This window comes from Pseudomonas sp. TH31, from assembly GCF_016650815.1.
Taxonomy (GTDB): domain Bacteria; phylum Pseudomonadota; class Gammaproteobacteria; order Pseudomonadales; family Pseudomonadaceae; genus Aquipseudomonas.
On sequence record NZ_JAEKEZ010000023.1, the window covers coordinates 13,166 to 31,995 of the forward strand.

Sequence of the window (18,830 nt, forward strand, 5' to 3'; positions counted from 1 at the left end):
ACGATGGTAGTAACAAGCCCCTGCAAAATGCGGTGAATACCCCCTTCATCCGCCTGAAACCCCGCACTCCATGGCCCCGCGCCCCTGTAGGAGCTGGCGAAGCCTGCGATCTTTTGATCTCAAGACCGATTGTTACAGGAATCACGAAAGGTGTTTATCAAAACCATGGCTATATGAATGTAACCCCCACGCCTAAAATCAGCCTCGCCAACAAGGCAAACCTGATTAACCAAGTTGCAGCCCCCACGAAGGCAGTTAATCAAAAACCAGGTACTGAAGTTCCACACGCAATCCCAAAAGGATTGCGTGACCCCTCTCGACTTTAGAAAGGTAAATTTGAAATGAAAGCTTTATTAGTTCTGGCCCTCAGCAGTCTGTGCGCAACCGCCATGGCAGACGAGGCCCCGACTGATGTTGCACAGCAAAAACCCGCAGTAGTAGAGGAATACACTTACTCCACCCACCTGGACATCGCCAACATCGTGTCCATGAGCGAAGTGCCGAACGTGTGTGAAGTTGTTCCGATGAAAATGGAATACGACGACTCTAAAGGCCAACGCCACATCCTGCGTTACAGCGTTATGGGTAACGGCTGCTCCAACGGCTGATCCCCCCGCACTCCCCTTAACGGTTCGACCCATTTGCCCGCGATTCAAGGCCGATGAAGCGCCGAACCGAATACATCGATAAATAAGATTATTTAGTGCGATTATTTGCGCTTTTCAATCAAATAAGTTGGCGTAGGATAAATTCCACACCCAAGGCACATGCCAACGAACCTGGAGCCACGACCATGAAAACCAAACTGATTCTCGCCCTGACCCTCTCCGTACTGGCCGGCAGCGCTTTTGCCGCTGATGGTTACGACCGCACCGGCTCGGCTGCTTTTACCAGCGATGCGGCTGTCGCTTCCGATGGCTACGACCACACCGGTTCGGCGTCTTTTGCTGCCGATGGTGCCGATCACACGGGCGCTGCCAAACTGGCTTCTGACGGTGCCGATCACACCGGCAGCGCCAAGCTGGCTGCCGATGGTGCAGATCACGTCGGTGCTGCCCGTTTCAGCTGATGGCTGAACGCAACACCAGGGCCCGGCCTCAGTCGGGCTTAGTTGTGTCTGGAGTGGTTGAAAATCGACCAAAACCACAACATGTAGTGATTTTGGCTACTTTTTGAACAAAAACGCACAGGACCATTTTTAGCCAAAAACTGCACACAATCTCGTCCACAAAATCCTCTATATCGCCCTGTAAGCCGCGCCGCGCCTGGCTTGCGGTACATCAATAGATCGCAACGACGCCCCCACCCCGACACCACCGTCAAAAACCAGCCAAAAAAAAGCAAAAAAAAACTTCATCCGCCAAAGCCCTGTAAACCCTCGCTCCAACCTCAAAACGCCCCCCGCCGACCGTTCCCAGTGCCACTTGGTCGCACCACGAAGGCAATTTTTTCCCTATAATGCGGGCTTAAACGGGCCTGCAATATTCCCTTACAGGGGATGAACAGTCAGTCCGAAGCCCAAGCAGAAGCTGTTCACGTTTCTGCGAACCCCGGCTGCTTCGGATCCTCCGTACAAAATTCTGTTTGATGCCTGCGTATAGCTGCTGCAAAAAACGATTCCTTTAGATCCAACGCGGCCAGTACGACCGTGTGAAAAATCATCACACGGGCAATCTGGCCCTCACGCAGGAGACGACACGTCATGCTGAGCTGGGACGAATTCGACAAAGAAGACACGGGCGAAGTGGCTGTAAAGGCGCCAACGCCGGCCACGCGACTGAAGCCAACATGGACCGCCTCGACACCGCCGGTGGCGTCGCCGCCCAGGAAGCGCGTGCCGTGACCGCCGCCGACTCCGCCGCGATCGCCCGTGCCAAGGCTGCCCTGGACAACCTCGATGTTGCCGAAGGCCTGGCTGAACTCGAAGGCGCCTCCGCCCGTGTCGCCGTTGACGAAAAGCGCATGATCAACTGCCGCGCCGACCTCAACCAACTCGTACCCTTCAAGTACGACTGGGCCTGGCAGAAGTACCTGGACGGTTGCGCAAACCACTGGATGCCGCAAGAAGTCAACATGACCGCCGACATCGCCCTCTGGAAAGACCCGGAAGGCCTGACCGACGACGAGCGCCGCATTGTCATGCGCAACCTCGGCTTCTTCTCCACCGCCGACTCCCTGGTTGCCAACAACCTGGTCCTGGCCGTGTACCGCCTGATCACCAACCCGGAATGCCGCCAGTACATCCTGCGCCAGGCGTTCGAAGAGGCGATCCACACCCACGCCTACCAGTACTGCATCGAATCGCTGGCCATGGATGAAGGCGAGATCTTCAACATGTACCACGAGATCCCGTCGGTCGCGAAAAAAGCCACCTGGGGCCTCAAATACACCCGCTCGATCTCCGATCCGAAGTTCGAAACCGGCACCGTCGAAACCGACAAAGAGCTGCTGCGCAACCTGATCGCCTACTACTGCGTTCTGGAAGGCATCTTCTTCTACTGCGGCTTCACCCAGATCCTCTCCATGGGCCGGCGCAACAAAATGACCGGCGTCGCCGAGCAGTTCCAATACATCCTGCGCGACGAATCCATGCACCTGAACTTCGGCATCGACGTGATCAACCAGATCAAAATCGAAAACCCGCACTTGTGGGACGCTGAAATGAAGGAAGAGGCTTCGCAGATGATTCTGCAGGGCACTCAGTTGGAAATCGAATACGCCCGCGACACCATGCCTCGCGGCGTACTCGGCATGAACGCGGCGATGATGGAGGACTACCTGAAGTTCATCGCTAACCGTCGCCTGTCGCAGATTGGGTTGAAGGAAGAGTATCCAGGGACGACTAACCCGTTCCCATGGATGAGCGAGATCATGGACTTGAAGAAAGAGAAGAATTTCTTTGAGACGCGGGTTATTGAGTATCAGACTGGTGGGGCGTTGAGCTGGGATTAATTTGCCGTCGCAAAGCCTAATTTCCTGATTGATTTTTTTAAAAAGCCCTGAACGCCTTCAGGGCTTTTTCGTTATAAACCGCCGCAGAATCCTCAGGCATTACTAATCAACACGAGTTGGCTCATAATCATTTATGCCCGGTAGATGTAAACGGCTGGCTATCTTACTGACGAGTCGCTGAGCTTTTTCACGCCTCAAATCACCTACCCAATAAAATTTTACACCACGACCATCCTGAAAAAACCACTTCAAACAAGTATCGTCAAATTGACCGAATACTGCCTGACTTGAAACACCAGCCGAACCAAACCCAAACATAAGCAAATCGTATAACTTTTCACTTACAGACAATGAACGCTGCAAACCGTGCCACTGCAAATGGATATTAGGGGAGTCAGAGTTAGACGCCAATCTCATCAATGGGAACGTGCGAGTGTTGTCGAATCGAATACTGTCGCATCTTGGTTGGATACAAAGATAAAACTCATAACTTTGTCCAGTACTCACCGCAACTACCGTCCCCAGCGTCAGCCGCGGGGGGTGATTCGCTGAAAGCTTGAGCATATGATTTCTGGTAAAATCATGTAAAAACGCCATCTCTTTACGCGCTACGTCAGCTTCGCTACTATTTGGATAAAATCGTTCCATGATACGCTTTTGAGGATGTCTCTCATGATCCGAAATGGCTAATGCAGAAGATATCGCGGCCAATTTATCAAGCCTAAAACTTGATAAGCAATCTTCAATCACAGCAGTTGCCTCCTCGGTTACATCTGCATTTTTAAGCTCACGCAGTCGCTCAACACACAATTTATCCGAGAGCTGCGCTCTGACGCCTTCTGTAAGCATCAGGTGGTGTAAACTATCAGCAACCAACTCTATCAAATGAGCTTCAGCATCGTCAGAGTTAGGAATTAAAGCACGATGTGTTATGAAAGCCGCATCTAAATGCTCTTTAAATTGCCCAAGTATTTGATGCGTATGATTACGTATAGTACCAATCGCTGAAAGTGCAGCTGCAGGCAGCACGCCGGCAGAAAGCTCAGAATGAAGATCAAATATTTTGTCAGGAAGTTCAGAAAGAGGAACTCCGTAAGCATTCGCGACAGAAGGTTTATTTAAAATAACGACACAAGCGTGGTCAATTTTTATTAATTTGCCGTCAGTTTTAACCTTATCAGCACCAAACACACGTTTAATCTCAGACTTAACGATGCGTTGATTCGAAGCAGTGTAAACAACAATGAATCGGAGCCTGCCTCCATTAATTTTATCGCCTGCTATAATTTCTTCAATTGCTCTTAAGCTAGCAGTGTGATCACCTGGACGAAGCTCCCAATCTAACACAAGCACATCCGCCGCCTGAGCGATGGACTTAATCTCTTCAACAAGGGGCTCCAAAGCCATACTCGACTCAGGCTGAATGATGGAACATATGATGCCATGATGCGCGAACAACCTTACAAGTCCAGGCCCATCAAGCTCATGATCCTTATCTGCTATAGCTACTTCGGAGGCATCCTCTCCAATTGGTTCGGTCCCTGACGGAGGGTCTTCAGAGACAAAATTTTGTTCGGAGGGTGTATCTACCGAAAAAAAATCGAAAGGATTAGTAGGAGCTTCGATACTAGCCGCCCCAATCATAGGAGTACTGTTGTATGCTCGATCGTCGACAACGACTACAGTCTTGAGAAATTTCTTAACGGACTCTTTATAATGATCCTTAAGTGAAAACACAGATAAAACCATTTCTCCCGCTACTAGAACATCACTCATCACCAAGCACTCCTTGTTCAAAAAGTCCGTCATCATCTTCTATAAATTTAATCGCAAGGAGAAAAGCTGGATTATTCTCCCTTCCAGGATTCGTCAAAATCAAATCTAGTTCGTCGCGTCGAAGCGCCTTTCGAGAAATTGCCAAACCCATTCCGCGGCCGTTATGTTTCTCGGAGAAGCCGAACTCAAAAATTTGCTCAGCATGTCGTCTATCTATACCGACGCCTCCGTTTCGAATAACAATACCATTTTTATGTCTTTCAAGTTTTATCCAGCGTTTCTCTCCGATCTCCTTCGAAACCCAGTGACAAGCATTGTCAATGACATTGATAAGAACCGGATAGATTGTCGACGGATATGCAGAGATCACCCCAGATAAAAAATCCGAAGTAGCAGAGTAGATAATCGAGTGGCGCTCAAACCTATCAGCAAAAACATTTTCTATATAGTTTGATATTTCCCCGCCGGAAAGATCCATTGCTGTTCTATAAAGACGTCGATCAAGAGGTGAAAACAGGGACAAATATTCCTCAAGATGAGCAAACCCTGAATGTAATCCTTTGAACAATCCGCTTAAAGCGGGATTTTTATCCGCCCAAGGCTTTAGATCTTTAATTCCTTTTTTGACCGTTTTAGCAACTGCGTCAAACTCATGCTGCACGACACCAAGCGCCATGCCTATCTGCGCCCAATACATCGAGTCACTTAAGTCTTCTCGGAGACTTAAGTTCTGTCCTTCAAGAGCAGCACTCAAATCATCTGGCAAGAGACCATCTTTTACACCTTCGCTCAACGACTCCAGTTGCGACCTCAAATTAGATAAAAAATCCTGCTCTTTTACTGCCGCAACCTCTAACTTTTGCTGGAGCATAGATTGAAAGGTAACTAGCGATGAATCATCAAAGCTTTTTAAATCTGTTTTATCAAAATCCGACAGCGCATCTTCTACCGTATTACGAAATCTTTGAAAGCTTGTTTCTATTCCGAACCGTAGATCTTGCTGTGACTGTTCGACTATATCGCGGGCCAACCTCCTTTCCGCCTTCACCAACTTTTCCATTTCACCTTTTCGAAAAGCCAATCCATCCCTTAACATGCCCCGACGATCAATTGCATCGCCACGCTCATGAAGTATTTCAGCTAATTTTTCCTGTAAAACACCTTCAATCGGATAATAAACGGTGCTTTCTATTTCATCACAAATAGTTCTGTATCGAGCCCAATCCGCCTCACCTTCCTTATTGAGTCCGACTCCACGTGGCCGTGATATTTTGTTTAGTTTTCGCAACGCATCTAGACCAACCCTGAGCTCTCGCTCTACAATTTGAAGCTCTCTTGTCATTTCATCAGGGTCTGCAACTGCTTGAACCAAGTTAAATTTTTGTAGCAAATCGTCCCTGAACTTTTCAGCCTCCTTTGCAACGTCTCCCTCTTCGACTCTCACAAAAAACTGATTAATTGCGTGCTGTAATTTTTCTTTTCTTACAGAAACACGTTTTTCTCGAATTTTCAGTAGTTTATTTTGGTTCTCCATTTCATCGCGCAATCGGTTAAATTCGTTGCCTAGAGGCGCATCCTTCCGAAAATAATCTTTTGCGAGGGACATTAAGAAGAACTCCAAAACGCCTCGGAACTGGCGAAACGCAGCATTCTCTTGAAATCCTTCACGACCAGCCTTTTCACGAAGCGCCTGATTTTCCACATTATCCAAGACTATCGCGCCAAACATTCTCCTGAATGAGAAAAACCAATCTTTGTGGGCCTTATTCCTCCGCTGCTCAATGCGCAGAAAATCATGCTCAATATCCCCGTATGGCAGGACCCGTATTCCATCCCTATAAACATACAACCCACCGTGCTTAGCAAGCTTAGCGCTTAGTAGCCCATGGCTCGTTGAATCTAAAAGAGATTGATGTGCGTAACCTTGAGAGTAACCAAATCTGATCTTGAAAGGACCACACTGTAATGGAATAGCAGATTTTAATGGATAGCTTAACGTATAAGAAGCTTTCGGCTGATCGTAAACTTTAACTGTCCCAACAAACTTACCATACTCATCAAACTCCCCATCGACCTGGTGATCAGCAGCTTCAAAATCTTCGGGACCGATAAATACTTTATCATCAATAAGATCAGTAAAAACCTCACCTTTATGATCACGAAAGAATGCCCTAATTGGAGTCGACGCCATATCGGGGAACATGGTATTCGAAAATCCCACGAGCAGTGTCTGCAATTTAGATGTGCGCCCGTCACCTAACTGAGCATCATCTTCCAGATCCAGTTCTAAAATCTCGTCATAAGGACGAATAATAAAATGGGTTCCGTGCCTGCCTCCCTCGAACAAAGGAGAAGCGACATCATCACACACCCCTCTAAATTTCAAACCGTTATATACAGATGACGGATCAAAGCTCATCATCTGAAGATCGGACTCAATTTTCTGCCGACTATCACTGGTAAGATTAGGCTCAAGTCCGTCTAAACTAGATAAAACAACAGCAATCATCGCGTCGATATCTGCTTTGCCCGGAAAATCATCACCTTTAAATGTTCTAATTGGAACAACTACTTGATCAAGCCCAATACCTGGAATCTCGAAAAGCCCCCAATGCACTAGTGCGACTACGAGATCATGCAACCCGTCTTCACGAGAGGCTCGCGTAAGGATTAAAACAGCAGGGCCAATTACAGCAATAGCTAAACGCCCAATACCCTTTTCACCTAACACATGACGTTTTATTTTCCCATAATCACCTAGCCACGGAGCAGTACTAATTTTCGTCCCTAATTTACTCTCCGTACCTACTGTCAACCATCGATTGATAAAGTCATGATGGGTCATTCCGATGCCGTCATCACGCAGCATAAATATCTTCTGTTGACGTAATACGTCAACTTCTACTCGCTGCGCAAAAGCATCATAGGCATTTTTAAATAGCTCATGAACGGCAGATGGGACACCCGCGATTTGCTGACGCCCCAACATATCAACGGCTCTCGCCCGCACAGTCATTTGTGCGCGCTGTACTTCGGGATTATTCAAAATTTGATCATCCATCAGAGCATCCTTGCGAGGCAGATTATTTAAATTCTCACATCCAAAGCAGATGCAACAGCAAGATCTTTAAGATGAGACACTATGCGACGAGCCATTTCAACTGGAACCGCGTTTCCGATTTGTCTTGCAACCTGCCCACTGTTCCCATAAAAAATGTAGTTTTTGGGGAACGTTTGGAGTAACGCGGCCTCTCGCAAGCTCAATGCTCTATCATCTTCGGGGTGAGCAAATCTACCCCGTGTTAAGTCAGTGCATCCGGTCGTTAACGTTGGAGCAACCGCGGACCATTCCATTCGGCCATAAACATCTGGAAAGTCGTTATCCTTACCTTTATGACATGCTAACTGAAGATATTCAGGTAAGGCGCTTCTGCTGCCACCGTCCTTAGGAATATGTTTCAATCGCTCTAACGTAATTGCATGATGTTTTCTGGCCCTGTGAAGTGGGTCCTGGCTAGCTTCCCCACTCCGCAAAGAAGGTAAAAAACCAATCGCGTCTCTAACAGTTTTAGGTTTCGTGGTAGCAAGTGCAACTCCAAAAGATTTAACAATCGCATTATATTTTGAAGCCACCAAGATACATCTCTCACGCCGCTGAGGGACCCCGAGAGTTGCAGCATCTATTTTTAACGGAAGACTTAGTTTATACCCAAGTCTCTTTAATCGTTTCGACAGCAAGTCTAACAATCCAGCATTAACAATCCCCGGGACATTTTCAAAAAAAATCACGGTAGGGTTCAATACGCGAGCAAACTTTACACACTCAAAAATCAAATCCATTCTAGGATCGCTTTCTGCTTTCTTTCTGTTCTGGCTGCTAAAAGGCTGACAGGGGGCGCACACTACCAACAGATCGAGTTTCCTTCCATCTAAAGCGACATAGATATCAAGTGGATTGGCCTTTTTTATATCTTCCGATACTAACCTTACTTCAGGATGATTGAGAGAGTAGGTTTTACAAGCAATCAGATCGCTATCTACGGCGGCCACCACCTCGAAGCCTTCTTGCTTCAATCCAGCAGTTACAGCTCCCGAACCACTGAACAAATCTACAGCAAGCCATTTTTTGTTGACAACCTTTGAAATTGTCTCCATCGCACTCATCTCAATATTAACCGCTATCACTGACACAGTTTTTAAAAATAAAAATAATGAAAATTGTATTTCACCAGAATCCGAGGAACTGCGGTGTCTAATTCACACCGTTAACAGCGATTGCAACACGCTTAAGACCTGGCTTTCAGCAGATCCAAGGTAGCAGTGATTCCAAATTCAGGTCTACCCACCCCTTGGCGCGACCTCAAAACACGCGTAGGCGATAGCATTATCCTCCTTAAACCCCAGAATTCACCATAGTTGAGACGGGGGAGTCACCATAAAATTTCCTGACTGGTACCAGCTCAAAAAACACCGCCCCTTGACCACGCGATTGCTGTTCCCTACGATCTGAATCTGGTGCCTAAGAAACACCTCACACAGCGGACTGACCGCACCCGACAGTAGCGGCTTTTTTGTGCCTACGGTTTCCCCGTGGGCATCAAAAATCTCTGTTATGCCGGGAGTGGGCTAATACAAGACCCGAAAGGGGAATATGTCCGGCCCTCTGTGTGGGGTTTCTTAACTCCCGGCACCCAGCCCTAAGAAAGCTGCCATCACACAGAGGTAAAGGAAATGTCTGACATTCCGATCTTCACGATGAAGGTGACTTGCCCTATCCGTCTCTCCAATCGCGCGCTTCCGTCTCAGGAGGTTCGCCATGCCTGAACCGCTCGTTTCAACCCTGTTCCTTCGTCACAGCGTCTGTCTTCATGCCCTTCTGTTGGAGAACCAGGCTTGGTTCTGTGCTCAGGACCTGGGGCGATTGATGGGTAAACATCTTGACGAACGCATGTCACGCAAACTCGATGCAGATCAGCGGCAGATAATGCTCGTCGAGGCTCACGGTACTGCCAAAGAACGACTGATGATCAGCGAGTCCGGCGTCTATGCGTTGCTGGTTTATCACTATTGCCCGGAGTATCGCCTCCTGAGGGAATGGCTGACTCACCAGGTGGTTCCGGCGCTACGTGATGCGCGCCCAACGCGGTCAGTTGAACGGCCAACGTTGAGCGTGCTGGACTGGCCGGAGATGTCGCTCTGCATGTTGCACTGGCAGGATGAACCGTGGATTCGGTTGCGGGACATGCCTTGCGTGTTGGCGGATGATCCATTCAATCAACGAGGATCCTGGTGGCGTAAGGCGTCACGAGTGTTGCGAGGGTTTTGATTGTTCATTGCCGTATGAAAATCCGCTGCTTGAATCTCAGGCAGCGGATTTTTGAATGGTGTATTCAGTGACGCATTCGCGAGCAGGCTTGCTCCCACAGGGATTTTCGGGAATTTTAGTTGCCTCATCGGCTGCGCTCAAATCCATCCTGAAAATGGCACGCCCTAAAGAATTCGCGGACCTGCAAAAGCTTTTCGGTACGCACGGTATCGACTTGTTCAAGCCCAGAGCCGCAATGAATTGGGTCGTGATCGACGTAGGCGGCAATAATCTCAGGGTGCTAGGCGCAGTCAACTACACCCGGCAGAAGTTCTACGTCAAACACATCTACACGCATGCCGATTACGACGTTGCCAACGTCTGGTATGCAAGAAACAAAGGGGTAAAACGATGAGCGCCGCCCGGAACGACTTTCAAACCGTGATCGCAACACTTGGCGAGCTGCACGCGACGCTGGAGCGCCTGCGCGGTGAATTTGTGCACGGCATCAAGACCCCCGCTGACTATGAGCGTGCGACCGACCTGCTCGATGAGCTCTCCGACGGGCGCGAACTGAGCAAGGTCGAGGAGAAAATCCTCGTTGAGCTCGAAAACGAAATTCTGGCCTACCAGCGCGACTCCGACCAGTTTCGCGAATCGAATGCCGCTTTTGAGGCGACGTGCACTCCTGTGCAGCTGATCAAGGATCTGATGGAGACGCTCGGGCTCACCGGTTCGGACCTGCCTGAAATTGGTGATAAAACGGCAGTGTCCAAGGTGCTCAGTGGGGATCGGCCCATCAGTCACAAGATGGCGTACGCGTTGGCAGAGCGGTTTGCGATGGAACCGGGTGCTTTCGTGTCGGCAGCCCCGGGAAAGGCAGTTTCGATCGAAACCGTTCGCCCCACGGTCAAGAAAACCTCCGTTTATAAGCGCTTTCGCAATGCCCCTCGGATCGTACGCCCAGGGAAAGAGACCGACACCGGCGAATACAAAATGGTAGCTTCCAAGGACCGCAGACAGACAGATAAAGCCCCGGCCAAGGGGTAGGCCCGCTCCCACAGGGTGTCTGCGGCGGGTTGGAAATATCAGTGTCCCGCGCGCCTTACAACCGTGCCGGAACCACACGCACTCCGTACTTCGGAATAATTCCATCTGCGGTGACCAACTCCAGCCCTTCCGCCTGGGCCTGGGCAATTAACATTCGGTCAAAGGGATCACGATGGATTTCCGGTAACTTGCCCGCCTGCTGTCCGTGGAACAGTGAAATCGGCAGTTTTGTGAAACCCTCGTCTTCAACCAGCGCCTCAAGATCCTCTGGAGCCTCCAGCATCCCTTTCGCCTGTTTGATCGATATCTCCCAGATCGAAGCGGCGCTTACCAAGACCTGATTACGCGGCTCCCCTATCATCTGCCGAGCTTCTGCGCCCAGCGCCGGATCATCGGACAGCCACCAAAGAAACGCGTGGGTATCCAACAACAGGCGCCTCATAGGTTGCCCTCAAATCCATCAATGATGTCATCAGGGGTCTTGTCAAAATCTGCGGACATCCGAATTTTCCCCTTCAACCGCCCAGGCTTACGCGCCCGAGGTGTATCGACATGAGGCAGCAGATCCAGATAAGGCTTGCCAGCCTTGGCAATCACAACCTTGTCGCCATGCCATGCACGTTCGGCAAGTTGAGAGAGTTGGGATTTTGCTTCGTGCATGTTTACTTGCACCAGTTCATTCATATTGCACCTCCATAGCATTAGCTAAGCTAGACTAAGCCGTATACTTTTTATCAGCAAGGTGTCGAGTTGACCGTCTGTCAAAAATGGCGTCTCAACGTCACCGCTGCCAAACTCTTTGCTGTGATCACCTGCGCACTGCCCAATATGATCATCTTTCACTCCGTACCTTTTTTGGTACCCTCCTGAGTGAATCAAATCCGGGACCATCACCATGACCACTGCTGTCGGCTCCAACTTTGACGATTTTCTCGCAGAACAGGGGATGCTCGAAGAGGTTTCCGCCGCTGTCTTGAAGCGCGTCATTGCTTGGCAAATTGCCCAAGCAATGGCATCTCAGAAAGTCAGCAAAAAGACGCTGGCTCAGCGAATGTAAACCAGTCGTACCGCTGTGGATCGCGCGCTGGATCAGAATGACTCTGGAATGACGCTCGCGACGTTGGCGAGTGCCGCACGTGCGCTGGGTCACCGAGCTGAAGTCAGATTGGTTCCGCAAAACAGTTGAATGCGCTGGTTCACTATCAGCCGAAAAGCCAGCCTTTGCTGAATCTACGCTCTCCTTGCAATTCACCCCAGCCCACTTTGCCCTGGTCCGGGCCCGGCCCGGGCGATTCAGGATGGTCTACTGAGCTCATAAAAACCTACTACCCCGACTACGCGCTCACCCAAAACATGTAAAGCAAGCATGACGTCATTCAGATCACGACCGGTCAACTCAGCGAGCTGCTCGCCGCTTTTTGACAATCCACCTTTAAGGTGACTCAAAATCTCATTTTCGAGCCTTTTGTAATCGTCAAGACGGCCCGCCAGATCCTCCTGTCCTTGGTATTTCACGAGCAAATGCCGAGCATTTTGACAATCTGCAGTCTGCCGATCCCGCTCAAGAGTCAAGATTTTATTTTCAGCAACTAATTGTTGGTACAGGTACTTTTCGTCTTTCCTGTTCAGTCGGAACACCAGGCTCAAAATGATTGAGACCGCCGCCAGCGCCAGGAAAAGCACCCATAACGGAACATCACGGGAAAGTAATGCGAGTACGCCTGATGCACCGTCAGGCACGAAGTAAGCAGTGATCGTTAAAACCGATGACACCAGGGATATGGTGTTGAAGTAAAGCCAGCCGTGCTTCATTGCGATGGATCCTCCTTGAGACGCGTTGCCGAATTGGCCGTTGCATTGTTTCCTCTGCAAACGACAATCGCAATGCGTTAAAGAAGAGACGCTGCTGAGTAGCGCATTCTGAGCGGAGAAAATCATCCGGCACGGTGAGCAGGATGACACTCCACGTAAGCATCAGGAATACCCGCCGCGCCCCGACCATACAGCCCGGCGTTTGTTTACCACGCAGGCGAACGCTGTTGTCATGCTTCGAAAACCAGGCCCCCAACACTGATCAATCCATCACAATCAGACGCGCTGATTTGACACCGATTGCCCAGCATGACGCCTTGGGACAAGATGATGTTTCTTGCCAGAAATAAACTGAGCGCGCCAGCCGCCACCCCCGTTGCAGCATCCTCCATGCTCTCATCCAGATGATTGAAATTTCGTCCCTCGTACTTATTCAGTTCGCGGTGCGCGTAGGCATAAACGCCGCTCACGGCTGCCGCCTGCCCCCATTCAACAATCCCGTTCAGTGCCGGACGCAACGCGTATAACGCCTCTGGACTGACCATTTCAACCAATAACTTCGGACTACCAATTGACGCTATTGCAGCGGGGGACTTGATCGCCGACTCAGTACAACCGAGCAGTTTTGCAATGACGCAAATTGAGGGTACAGACATGTTCACTTGATCAGGTTCGACGCTGATGTGCAGCTCATTTCCTGAGTGAGTAAAGGTCAATAACTGTTTATTCATGGATGTCAGCACCGACCCGCAATATTCAGCGACATTATGGGTGTGCAAGTAATACGCGGCCGCCAGTGATGCGTGCAGACAGAGCGGACTTCTGGCATGCGGATAATAAAAATCGAGAACGCACGGCCCGACGCCATCCTCCATTATGTTGATAAACACGCAAGCCTTGGCCTTCTGCGCGGCTGCAAAACGTTGACGCTCAGCTATCGACCGTCCGGAGGAAGCCCCTTCAAAAATGACCAACGCTTCATTTCCGCTATTCGGGCCTGTTCCAAAACATCTAAATCGCTTCAAGTGCATTTTGTAGATTCACACGTGGTTGGTCATGAGTATTCAGTGTAAGGGGTGCGCCCAATACGCGGACACCATCGTCCTTAATACTGGAGTTCTGACGGTGACGTGGCCGGCCCCTTACGTTTAAGGCCCATGCTTGTACTCAAGACTGTCACCAAACCCGCGAATCACCTCCAGCAGTGCCTTCACCCGCAGCGGCAAGTTCCCGGCCGGATACACCACGTGCATCTGCGGGCTGTCACCGTTGCTGGAGGTGAGCCGGTACTCGGGGCAGACCCGGCGCAGGCGCCCCGCTTGCACTTCGGGCTCCGCCAGCCAGTCCGCCAGGCGGGCGATGCCGATACCCGCCAGGGCGGCCTGGAACACCGCCACGCCCGAGCTGAAACGAAACCGTGGATGGACCCGAACGCTGATGGCCTGCTGTTCACTGCGGAAATTCCATTCCTTGAGGATGCGCGGCGCCGTGTGCAGGATCAGCGCGTGGGCCTCCAGCGCTTCAATGGCCTCAGGCGTCCCGCGCCGCTGCAGGTAGCCGGGGCTGGCGTACAGATGACGCGAGTAACTCCAGAGTGGATAGCCGATCAGGTCACTGGATTGCGCAAACGCGCCTCGAATCGAGAAGTCCAGCTTGCTCTTGACCGGGTCGAGGGTCTCATCGGTGAAGATCACGTCGACGTTCACGTCCGGATAATCCTCGGCGTACTGCGCGATCAATTGCGGCAAAACACCGTGGCCGAGGGACTCGGGGGCGGAAAAACGCACCCAGCCGCTCGCCATGCCGCTGAGACCGGCCAGGTCTTCATCCGCCTCACGTTGCAATTCCAGCATTTTGCAGGCGTGGGGCAGCAAGCGTTCACCCGCCTCGGTCAAGCTTACGGCGCTGGAGGAGCGATTAAACAACTTGACCCCGGCACTTTCCTCCAGGCCTTGAACGGCACGGGTCAACGCACTGGGGGAGCGCCCCAGCGTGCGTGCCGCCGCGACGAAGCTGCGCTTGCGCGCGACGGTCGCGAAGGCTTCAAGCGCCCACAACTGATCCAGAGCCATTGATCACCTCATTGCATTTATCGCAACGTGGCATTGCAACACAAAAAAGGCCCTTCCGTTAACCTTCGCGCTCAACTTACAGGGATGTAGGCAAACAGGAGCAAATGGACATGGCAAAGATGGAAAAAATAGTCGGGACATCAACGACCTCTGAGGGTGAACAGATTCGTGACTGGCAGGGCAGTCACCCAGCGAGTTCAACCCGACAGGCGATACCGCAGATTCATGTTTCGTTCGAAGAACAGCACGCGCTTCACGCCGGCCTGACCTCCCTGGGCGTGACCGACAGCCTCTCGGGTATCCGTCACATGCCGGCCTTGGGGCAGCTGCTTGAGAGCGTCCTGTGCGGTGAAAAAATCGAGCGCTTGCGCAACTTTCCCAAGGCCCCCGAGGCGGCAATGATCGTCAGGGGGCTGCCCCTGGACTCGCACCTGCCCGCCACCCCCTACGACATGGCGCCGGGTATCGAGCAACTGCCGGTAGTGGCCGGCGCGATCCTGGCGGTGCTGCAGACCCTGCAAACCCATCCGGTGGCCTACGAGGGTGAAAACGACGACACGGTGTTCCGCCACGTGTCGCCCAAGCGCCAGCGTGAAACCGAAGAGAGCTCCTATGGATCGCGCATGGACCTGTGCATGCACGTCGACAACCCGCACCTGCCCTTGACCTGCGAACCGGTCTCAGCGTTGTCGGCCTGTCCGGAGTACCTGTGCCTGACCGGCCTGCGCTGCGAGCTGGATGTGCCGACCCGCATCGTGGCCATTGGCGAGGTGCTGGCGATGTTGCCCGACTGGGTTGAATCAGCCCTGTCACAACCGCAGTTCGCCATTCGCCGACCGGTGTCCTTCGGCAAATCGGGCAATGTGCTGGAACACGTGCCCCTGCTGTACAAAAACGCAACCGGCGAGCTGTTTTGCCGTTACAACAAGGCCAGTGTCACCGCCACCTGCGCCATCGCGAAATTGGCCCTGCAGCTGTTTGAAGCCGCCGCCAATCACCCCGATGTCGTACGCCCCGTCCTGCTGCAACCGGGGGACATGCTGATCTTCAAGAACCAGCAAACCCTGCATGCCAGGGAAGGTTTTACCCCGCGCTACGACGGGCGCGACCGCTGGCTGCTGCGGGTTTTCGGGGTCAATGACCCGGCCCGCGTGCTGGCGCTGAACCCCCAACAACCCTTCATCGCCAGAGCCTGATATTAATGGTCGATATTGTCCTACTTTGTGTGTTCGCCTTCGCCGCCGGCCTGATCGATGCGGCGGTGGGCGGCGGCGGCCTGATCCAGATACCCGCATTGTTCAACGTGCTGCCCGCCGCACCGCCGGCGGCGCTGCTGGGGACCAACAAGGTCGCGGCCGCATTCGGCACCGCGTTCGCGGCCCGGTCCTTCGTGCGCAAGGTGGTGATCGACTGGGGCCTGGTGATTCCAGCCGCCTGCGCCGCCTTTGTCATGGCCTTCTTCGGCGCGGCCACGGTATCGTTCGTGCCCCAGTCAGTGATGCGCCCGGCGGTGCTGGTATTGATCGTGCTGATGGCGATATACACCTTCTGCAAAAAGGACTTCGGCGCCCTGCACGCCCCCACTTTCATCGGTATCCGGCAGAAGTGGCTGGCGGTTGTCATCGGCGGCGCCATCGGTTTCTACGACGGGCTGTTCGGCCCTGGCACCGGTACCTTCCTGATCTTCCTGTTTATCCGCTGCTTCGCCTTCGACTTCCTGCACGCCTCGGCGTCGGCCAAGCTGGTGAACATCGCGACCAACGTGGCAGCGCTTATATTCTTCATCCCGACAGGTAACGTGCTGTACCTGATCGCCCTCCCCATGGCGGTCTTCAACATCCTGGGCGCGCTGACCGGCACCTGGCTGGCGGTGCGTAAAGGCGTGCCCTTTGTCCGGGCGCTGTTTCTGGTATTGCTGGTGATCCTGATCAGCAAACTGTCCTACGACCTGTTACTGAAAACCTGAGGAAAGCCCATGCAGCCCATGTTTGATCGCCTGGTGACGCTACTCGATGCCAACGCCGCCTCCTATCGGGTGTTGATGCACGATGCCGAGGGCCAGTCGGCGCGGGTCGCCGAACTCCGTGGCACCGAACCCGGCCAAGGCGCAAAAGCCATGCTCTGCGCGCTAAAGGGTCAGGCCGAACCCTATGCCCTGGTGATACTGCCAGGGGACCAGAGGCTCGACATGAAGAAAGTCGGAGCGGCCCTGGGAGGGAAAAAAGCCGAGCTGGTAAACGCGCAAACGGCCATGCAACTGACCGGCTGCAGTATCGGCGCCATCCCTCCGTTTACCTTCGATGAGCGGATTCAATTGATCGTCGATCCGTCCCTGACCACGGGCTACGGCGAAATCGCCTTCAACGCCGGTCGGCTGGATGCATCAATGGTGCTCGATACCCAGGATTACCTGTCGATTGCCAAGCCCCGGTTGCTGGATATCCGCCAGGGTTGAGCAGCGGTGGGCAGGACTGGATTGCGCTGATGGGTACAGGTGCGAGCCGGCTCCGGGCGGCGTTGCGACGAAAACCTGAGAACGCCACGAGGTGTCAGGTTTTATGCGTTATCGTTGGCCACCATCGCGAGCAAGCTCGCGCCTGCAAGGACCTGAGCCCACCATGAAATTCGACCTCGCCTACTGCCTCAGCCTCGATGACAAGCTGTCGATCTATGACGTGCGGGATTTGAATTTCGATGAGACGGTGGCGTTCGATTCGGCCAAGGAACATTTCCAGTGCCCCAACGATGCCTGTCGTCTGGCCTTCGATGGGTTGAATGTGTTGACGACGTTCAACGCCAGGAATGTGAATTACGTTCGAACCCCGCACTTCAAGAACACGCCCGGCACCCGGCACGTGGCCGATTGTCCTTATGTCAGTCTCAAGGCGCAGGTAACGGGCGTCGACGGTACGCAAACGGATGACGGCCGCGAGGAGCATTTCCCGTCGGAATTGTTGCTGACGCGGCGTGAGTATGTGCGCAAGCCGTCGACCTCGGCGGTAGCGGCGGATGTGCTGCGGGATGCGCCGAAAAGCACTTCGGCGGACAGTCATGCCGAGCACCCGGGGCGCGAGTCGGCGCCGGACAAGACCAGTGTCTTCGCCCACCCGGTGGAGTGTTTTGTGTCGAACTTCGAAGACAAGGAGTTGCTCAAGCGCATGCCGCTGAAGATTGGCGAGCACACGGCGCCTTATGGGTCGTTCTTCAAGAAGATCGAGTACCTGCAGGACAACAAGGGGCTGATTTACTGGGGCAAGATCAAGGAGATCAAGGATTACACCCAGAGCTTTCGCATCGACTTCGAGCAGAAGGTCTGGTTCAAGGCACCGGATGAGGCGAAGAAGAAGCCTTACTCGGTGAATGTTTACTTGAGCAAGAAGCTGATCGACAACTACCGCAAGCGCAAGGCGTTCCTGGAAGAGATCAAGCACGCCATCGAGAGCGGGAAAGCGTTGTTTTGTTTCTTCTATGGCGTGACGCCGGAGTTGAAGCAGGTGCCGAGCAAGAAAAACCCCGAACAGACGTTCGGGGTGTTCAGTGCCAGTATTGAGAACCTGGATCACTTTATTGTTCGGGAAGCGCCGGGGTTGGCGGATTAGTACTCTGCCCCGCTCAGTTGCTGCTCCAGTGCCCGAATCTCACGCTTCACTTCTTTGCGCCGATTACGTGCAGCCTGCGCACCTTCAATCGATTGTTCCGCCAACAGACCGGCTGGAGTTTCAGCCAATGGCGGCAGCAAGCCTGCGTGGTACTGGCCCTGGCGCGGACTTCGGCTATGACAGGCCCACGGCGTTCTCGACGATGTTTCGTCGGGTACTGGGGCAGGCACCGTCTGTCTGGATGGAGGCGGCGAAATAGCACAA

At 52.5% G+C, this 18,830-nt stretch carries 17 protein-coding genes and 3 pseudogenes; 12 read left to right on the forward strand and 8 right to left on the reverse strand.

All coding sequences use genetic code 11. The annotated features are described in order from the left end of the window. The first annotated feature begins 341 nt into the window (after window positions 1–341). The 3 genes and pseudogenes from JFV26_RS16130 to JFV26_RS16140 all read left to right on the forward strand — a co-directional run bounded on the left by JFV26_RS16130 (window position 342) and on the right by JFV26_RS16140 (window position 2,952). Entirely contained in the window at window positions 342–608 is a 267-nt protein-coding gene (locus JFV26_RS16130) for a DUF2790 domain-containing protein (protein ID WP_201193879.1), read from the forward strand. 185 nt (window positions 609–793) lie between these two features. Then, window positions 794–1,069, forward strand: coding sequence for a hypothetical protein (locus tag JFV26_RS16135; RefSeq protein ID WP_201193881.1), 276 nt, complete (start codon window positions 794–796; stop codon window positions 1,067–1,069). Between the two features lie 633 nt (window positions 1,070–1,702). Next, window positions 1,703–2,952, forward strand: a pseudogene (locus JFV26_RS16140) (ribonucleotide-diphosphate reductase subunit beta). 102 nt (window positions 2,953–3,054) lie between these two features. Here JFV26_RS16140 and JFV26_RS16145 read toward each other — a convergent pair. From JFV26_RS16145 to JFV26_RS16155, 3 genes are read right to left on the reverse strand one after another with little or no spacing between them, the layout of a single operon-like run. Then, window positions 3,055–4,728, reverse strand: a complete 1,674-nt coding sequence (locus JFV26_RS16145; RefSeq protein ID WP_201193883.1) for a response regulator receiver domain — start codon at window positions 4,726–4,728, stop codon at window positions 3,055–3,057. After that, window positions 4,721–7,789 carry an ATP-binding protein gene (locus tag JFV26_RS16150; protein WP_201193885.1) on the reverse strand — a complete coding sequence of 1,023 codons (3,069 nt, stop codon included), beginning with the start codon at window positions 7,787–7,789 and terminating at the stop codon, window positions 4,721–4,723. Before JFV26_RS16150 ends, JFV26_RS16145 begins: the two co-directional genes overlap by 8 nt. Before the next feature lie 26 nt (window positions 7,790–7,815). Next, window positions 7,816–8,892, reverse strand: coding sequence for a DNA cytosine methyltransferase (locus JFV26_RS16155; RefSeq protein WP_242487849.1), 1,077 nt, complete (start codon window positions 8,890–8,892; stop codon window positions 7,816–7,818). A 652-nt stretch (window positions 8,893–9,544) separates the two neighbouring features. Between JFV26_RS16155 and JFV26_RS16160 the strand changes: the two genes are divergently transcribed. The 3 genes from JFV26_RS16160 to JFV26_RS16170 are packed head-to-tail and all read left to right on the forward strand — an operon-like array spanning window position 9,545 to window position 11,083. Then, window positions 9,545–10,054 (forward strand): BRO-N domain-containing protein, encoded by a 510-nt coding sequence (locus JFV26_RS16160; protein ID WP_201193887.1) that lies wholly within the window; start codon window positions 9,545–9,547, stop codon window positions 10,052–10,054. A 55-nt stretch (window positions 10,055–10,109) separates the two neighbouring features. Further along, a complete protein-coding gene (locus tag JFV26_RS16165; RefSeq protein WP_201193888.1) occupies window positions 10,110–10,448 on the forward strand; it encodes a type II toxin-antitoxin system HigB family toxin in 339 nt (112 codons plus the stop codon). Next, window positions 10,445–11,083, forward strand: coding sequence for a helix-turn-helix domain-containing protein (locus tag JFV26_RS16170; RefSeq protein WP_201193890.1), 639 nt, complete (start codon window positions 10,445–10,447; stop codon window positions 11,081–11,083). Before JFV26_RS16165 ends, JFV26_RS16170 begins: the two co-directional genes overlap by 4 nt. Window positions 11,084–11,138: 55 nt before the next feature. Here JFV26_RS16170 and JFV26_RS16175 read toward each other — a convergent pair whose 3' ends face one another. Together JFV26_RS16175 and JFV26_RS16180 are read right to left on the reverse strand one after the other, a co-directional pair. Continuing rightward, on the reverse strand, window positions 11,139–11,513 hold the full coding sequence (locus JFV26_RS16175; protein ID WP_242487850.1) for a type II toxin-antitoxin system VapC family toxin: 375 nt from the start codon (window positions 11,511–11,513) through the stop codon (window positions 11,139–11,141). A gap of 8 nt (window positions 11,514–11,521) precedes the next feature. Continuing rightward, window positions 11,522–11,767, reverse strand: a complete 246-nt coding sequence (locus tag JFV26_RS16180) for a type II toxin-antitoxin system Phd/YefM family antitoxin (RefSeq protein WP_201193894.1) — start codon at window positions 11,765–11,767, stop codon at window positions 11,522–11,524. Window positions 11,768–11,978: 211 nt separating this feature from the next. On the opposite strand from JFV26_RS16180, the pseudogene JFV26_RS16185 reads away from it, so the two are divergent. Further along, window positions 11,979–12,269, forward strand: a pseudogene (locus JFV26_RS16185) (Fis family transcriptional regulator). A 107-nt stretch (window positions 12,270–12,376) separates the two neighbouring features. On the opposite strand, the gene JFV26_RS16190 reads toward JFV26_RS16185, so the two are convergent. The 3 genes from JFV26_RS16190 to JFV26_RS16200 form a co-directional block, all read right to left on the reverse strand. Beyond that, the gene (locus JFV26_RS16190) at window positions 12,377–12,895 is read right to left on the reverse strand and encodes a hypothetical protein (protein WP_201193896.1); all 519 of its coding nucleotides are present in this window, start codon (window positions 12,893–12,895) and stop codon (window positions 12,377–12,379) included. A gap of 230 nt (window positions 12,896–13,125) precedes the next feature. After that, window positions 13,126–13,926 carry a PhzF family phenazine biosynthesis protein gene (locus JFV26_RS16195; RefSeq protein ID WP_274610353.1) on the reverse strand — a complete coding sequence of 267 codons (801 nt, stop codon included), beginning with the start codon at window positions 13,924–13,926 and terminating at the stop codon, window positions 13,126–13,128. Window positions 13,927–14,043: 117 nt separating this feature from the next. Further along, the gene (locus JFV26_RS16200; RefSeq protein ID WP_201193900.1) at window positions 14,044–14,967 is read right to left on the reverse strand and encodes a LysR family transcriptional regulator; all 924 of its coding nucleotides are present in this window, start codon (window positions 14,965–14,967) and stop codon (window positions 14,044–14,046) included. 110 nt (window positions 14,968–15,077) lie between these two features. On the opposite strand from JFV26_RS16200, the gene JFV26_RS16205 reads away from it, so the two are divergent. The 5 genes and pseudogenes from JFV26_RS16205 to JFV26_RS16225 form a co-directional block, all read left to right on the forward strand. After that, window positions 15,078–16,163: a TauD/TfdA family dioxygenase gene (locus JFV26_RS16205; RefSeq protein WP_201193902.1), complete on the forward strand. Its 1,086-nt coding sequence runs from the start codon at window positions 15,078–15,080 to the stop codon at window positions 16,161–16,163. A gap of 5 nt (window positions 16,164–16,168) precedes the next feature. Beyond that, window positions 16,169–16,933, forward strand: a complete 765-nt coding sequence (locus JFV26_RS16210; protein WP_201193904.1) for a sulfite exporter TauE/SafE family protein — start codon at window positions 16,169–16,171, stop codon at window positions 16,931–16,933. Between the two features lie 9 nt (window positions 16,934–16,942). After that, window positions 16,943–17,422: a YbaK/prolyl-tRNA synthetase associated domain-containing protein gene (locus JFV26_RS16215; RefSeq protein WP_201193906.1), complete on the forward strand. Its 480-nt coding sequence runs from the start codon at window positions 16,943–16,945 to the stop codon at window positions 17,420–17,422. A gap of 163 nt (window positions 17,423–17,585) precedes the next feature. Next, window positions 17,586–18,566: a hypothetical protein gene (locus JFV26_RS16220; protein WP_201193908.1), complete on the forward strand. Its 981-nt coding sequence runs from the start codon at window positions 17,586–17,588 to the stop codon at window positions 18,564–18,566. Between the two features lie 71 nt (window positions 18,567–18,637). After that, a pseudogene (locus tag JFV26_RS16225) lies at window positions 18,638–18,825 on the forward strand (helix-turn-helix domain-containing protein); the annotation flags it as partial. Between the last annotated feature and the right edge of the window lie 5 nt (window positions 18,826–18,830).

Excerpts from the sequence above, each read along its gene's own strand:
- JFV26_RS16130 (WP_201193879.1), top strand. The coding sequence starts at position 342 with ATGAAAGCTTTATTAGTTCTGGCCCTCAGCAGTCTGTGCGCAACCGCC.
- JFV26_RS16135 (WP_201193881.1), top strand. The coding sequence starts at position 794 with ATGAAAACCAAACTGATTCTCGCCCTGACCCTCTCCGTACTGGCCGGC.
- JFV26_RS16145 (WP_201193883.1), bottom strand. The coding sequence starts at position 4,728 with ATGAGTGATGTTCTAGTAGCGGGAGAAATGGTTTTATCTGTGTTTTCA.
- JFV26_RS16150 (WP_201193885.1), bottom strand. The coding sequence starts at position 7,789 with ATGGATGATCAAATTTTGAATAATCCCGAAGTACAGCGCGCACAAATG.
- JFV26_RS16155 (WP_242487849.1), bottom strand. The coding sequence starts at position 8,892 with ATGAGTGCGATGGAGACAATTTCAAAGGTTGTCAACAAAAAATGGCTT.
- JFV26_RS16160 (WP_201193887.1), top strand. The coding sequence starts at position 9,545 with ATGCCTGAACCGCTCGTTTCAACCCTGTTCCTTCGTCACAGCGTCTGT.
- JFV26_RS16165 (WP_201193888.1), top strand. The coding sequence starts at position 10,110 with ATGGTGTATTCAGTGACGCATTCGCGAGCAGGCTTGCTCCCACAGGGA.
- JFV26_RS16170 (WP_201193890.1), top strand. The coding sequence starts at position 10,445 with ATGAGCGCCGCCCGGAACGACTTTCAAACCGTGATCGCAACACTTGGC.
- JFV26_RS16180 (WP_201193894.1), bottom strand. The coding sequence starts at position 11,767 with ATGAATGAACTGGTGCAAGTAAACATGCACGAAGCAAAATCCCAACTC.
- JFV26_RS16190 (WP_201193896.1), bottom strand. The coding sequence starts at position 12,895 with ATGAAGCACGGCTGGCTTTACTTCAACACCATATCCCTGGTGTCATCG.
- JFV26_RS16195 (WP_274610353.1), bottom strand. The coding sequence starts at position 13,926 with ATGCACTTGAAGCGATTTAGATGTTTTGGAACAGGCCCGAATAGCGGA.
- JFV26_RS16200 (WP_201193900.1), bottom strand. The coding sequence starts at position 14,967 with ATGGCTCTGGATCAGTTGTGGGCGCTTGAAGCCTTCGCGACCGTCGCG.
- JFV26_RS16205 (WP_201193902.1), top strand. The coding sequence starts at position 15,078 with ATGGCAAAGATGGAAAAAATAGTCGGGACATCAACGACCTCTGAGGGT.
- JFV26_RS16210 (WP_201193904.1), top strand. The coding sequence starts at position 16,169 with ATGGTCGATATTGTCCTACTTTGTGTGTTCGCCTTCGCCGCCGGCCTG.
- JFV26_RS16215 (WP_201193906.1), top strand. The coding sequence starts at position 16,943 with ATGCAGCCCATGTTTGATCGCCTGGTGACGCTACTCGATGCCAACGCC.
- JFV26_RS16220 (WP_201193908.1), top strand. The coding sequence starts at position 17,586 with ATGAAATTCGACCTCGCCTACTGCCTCAGCCTCGATGACAAGCTGTCG.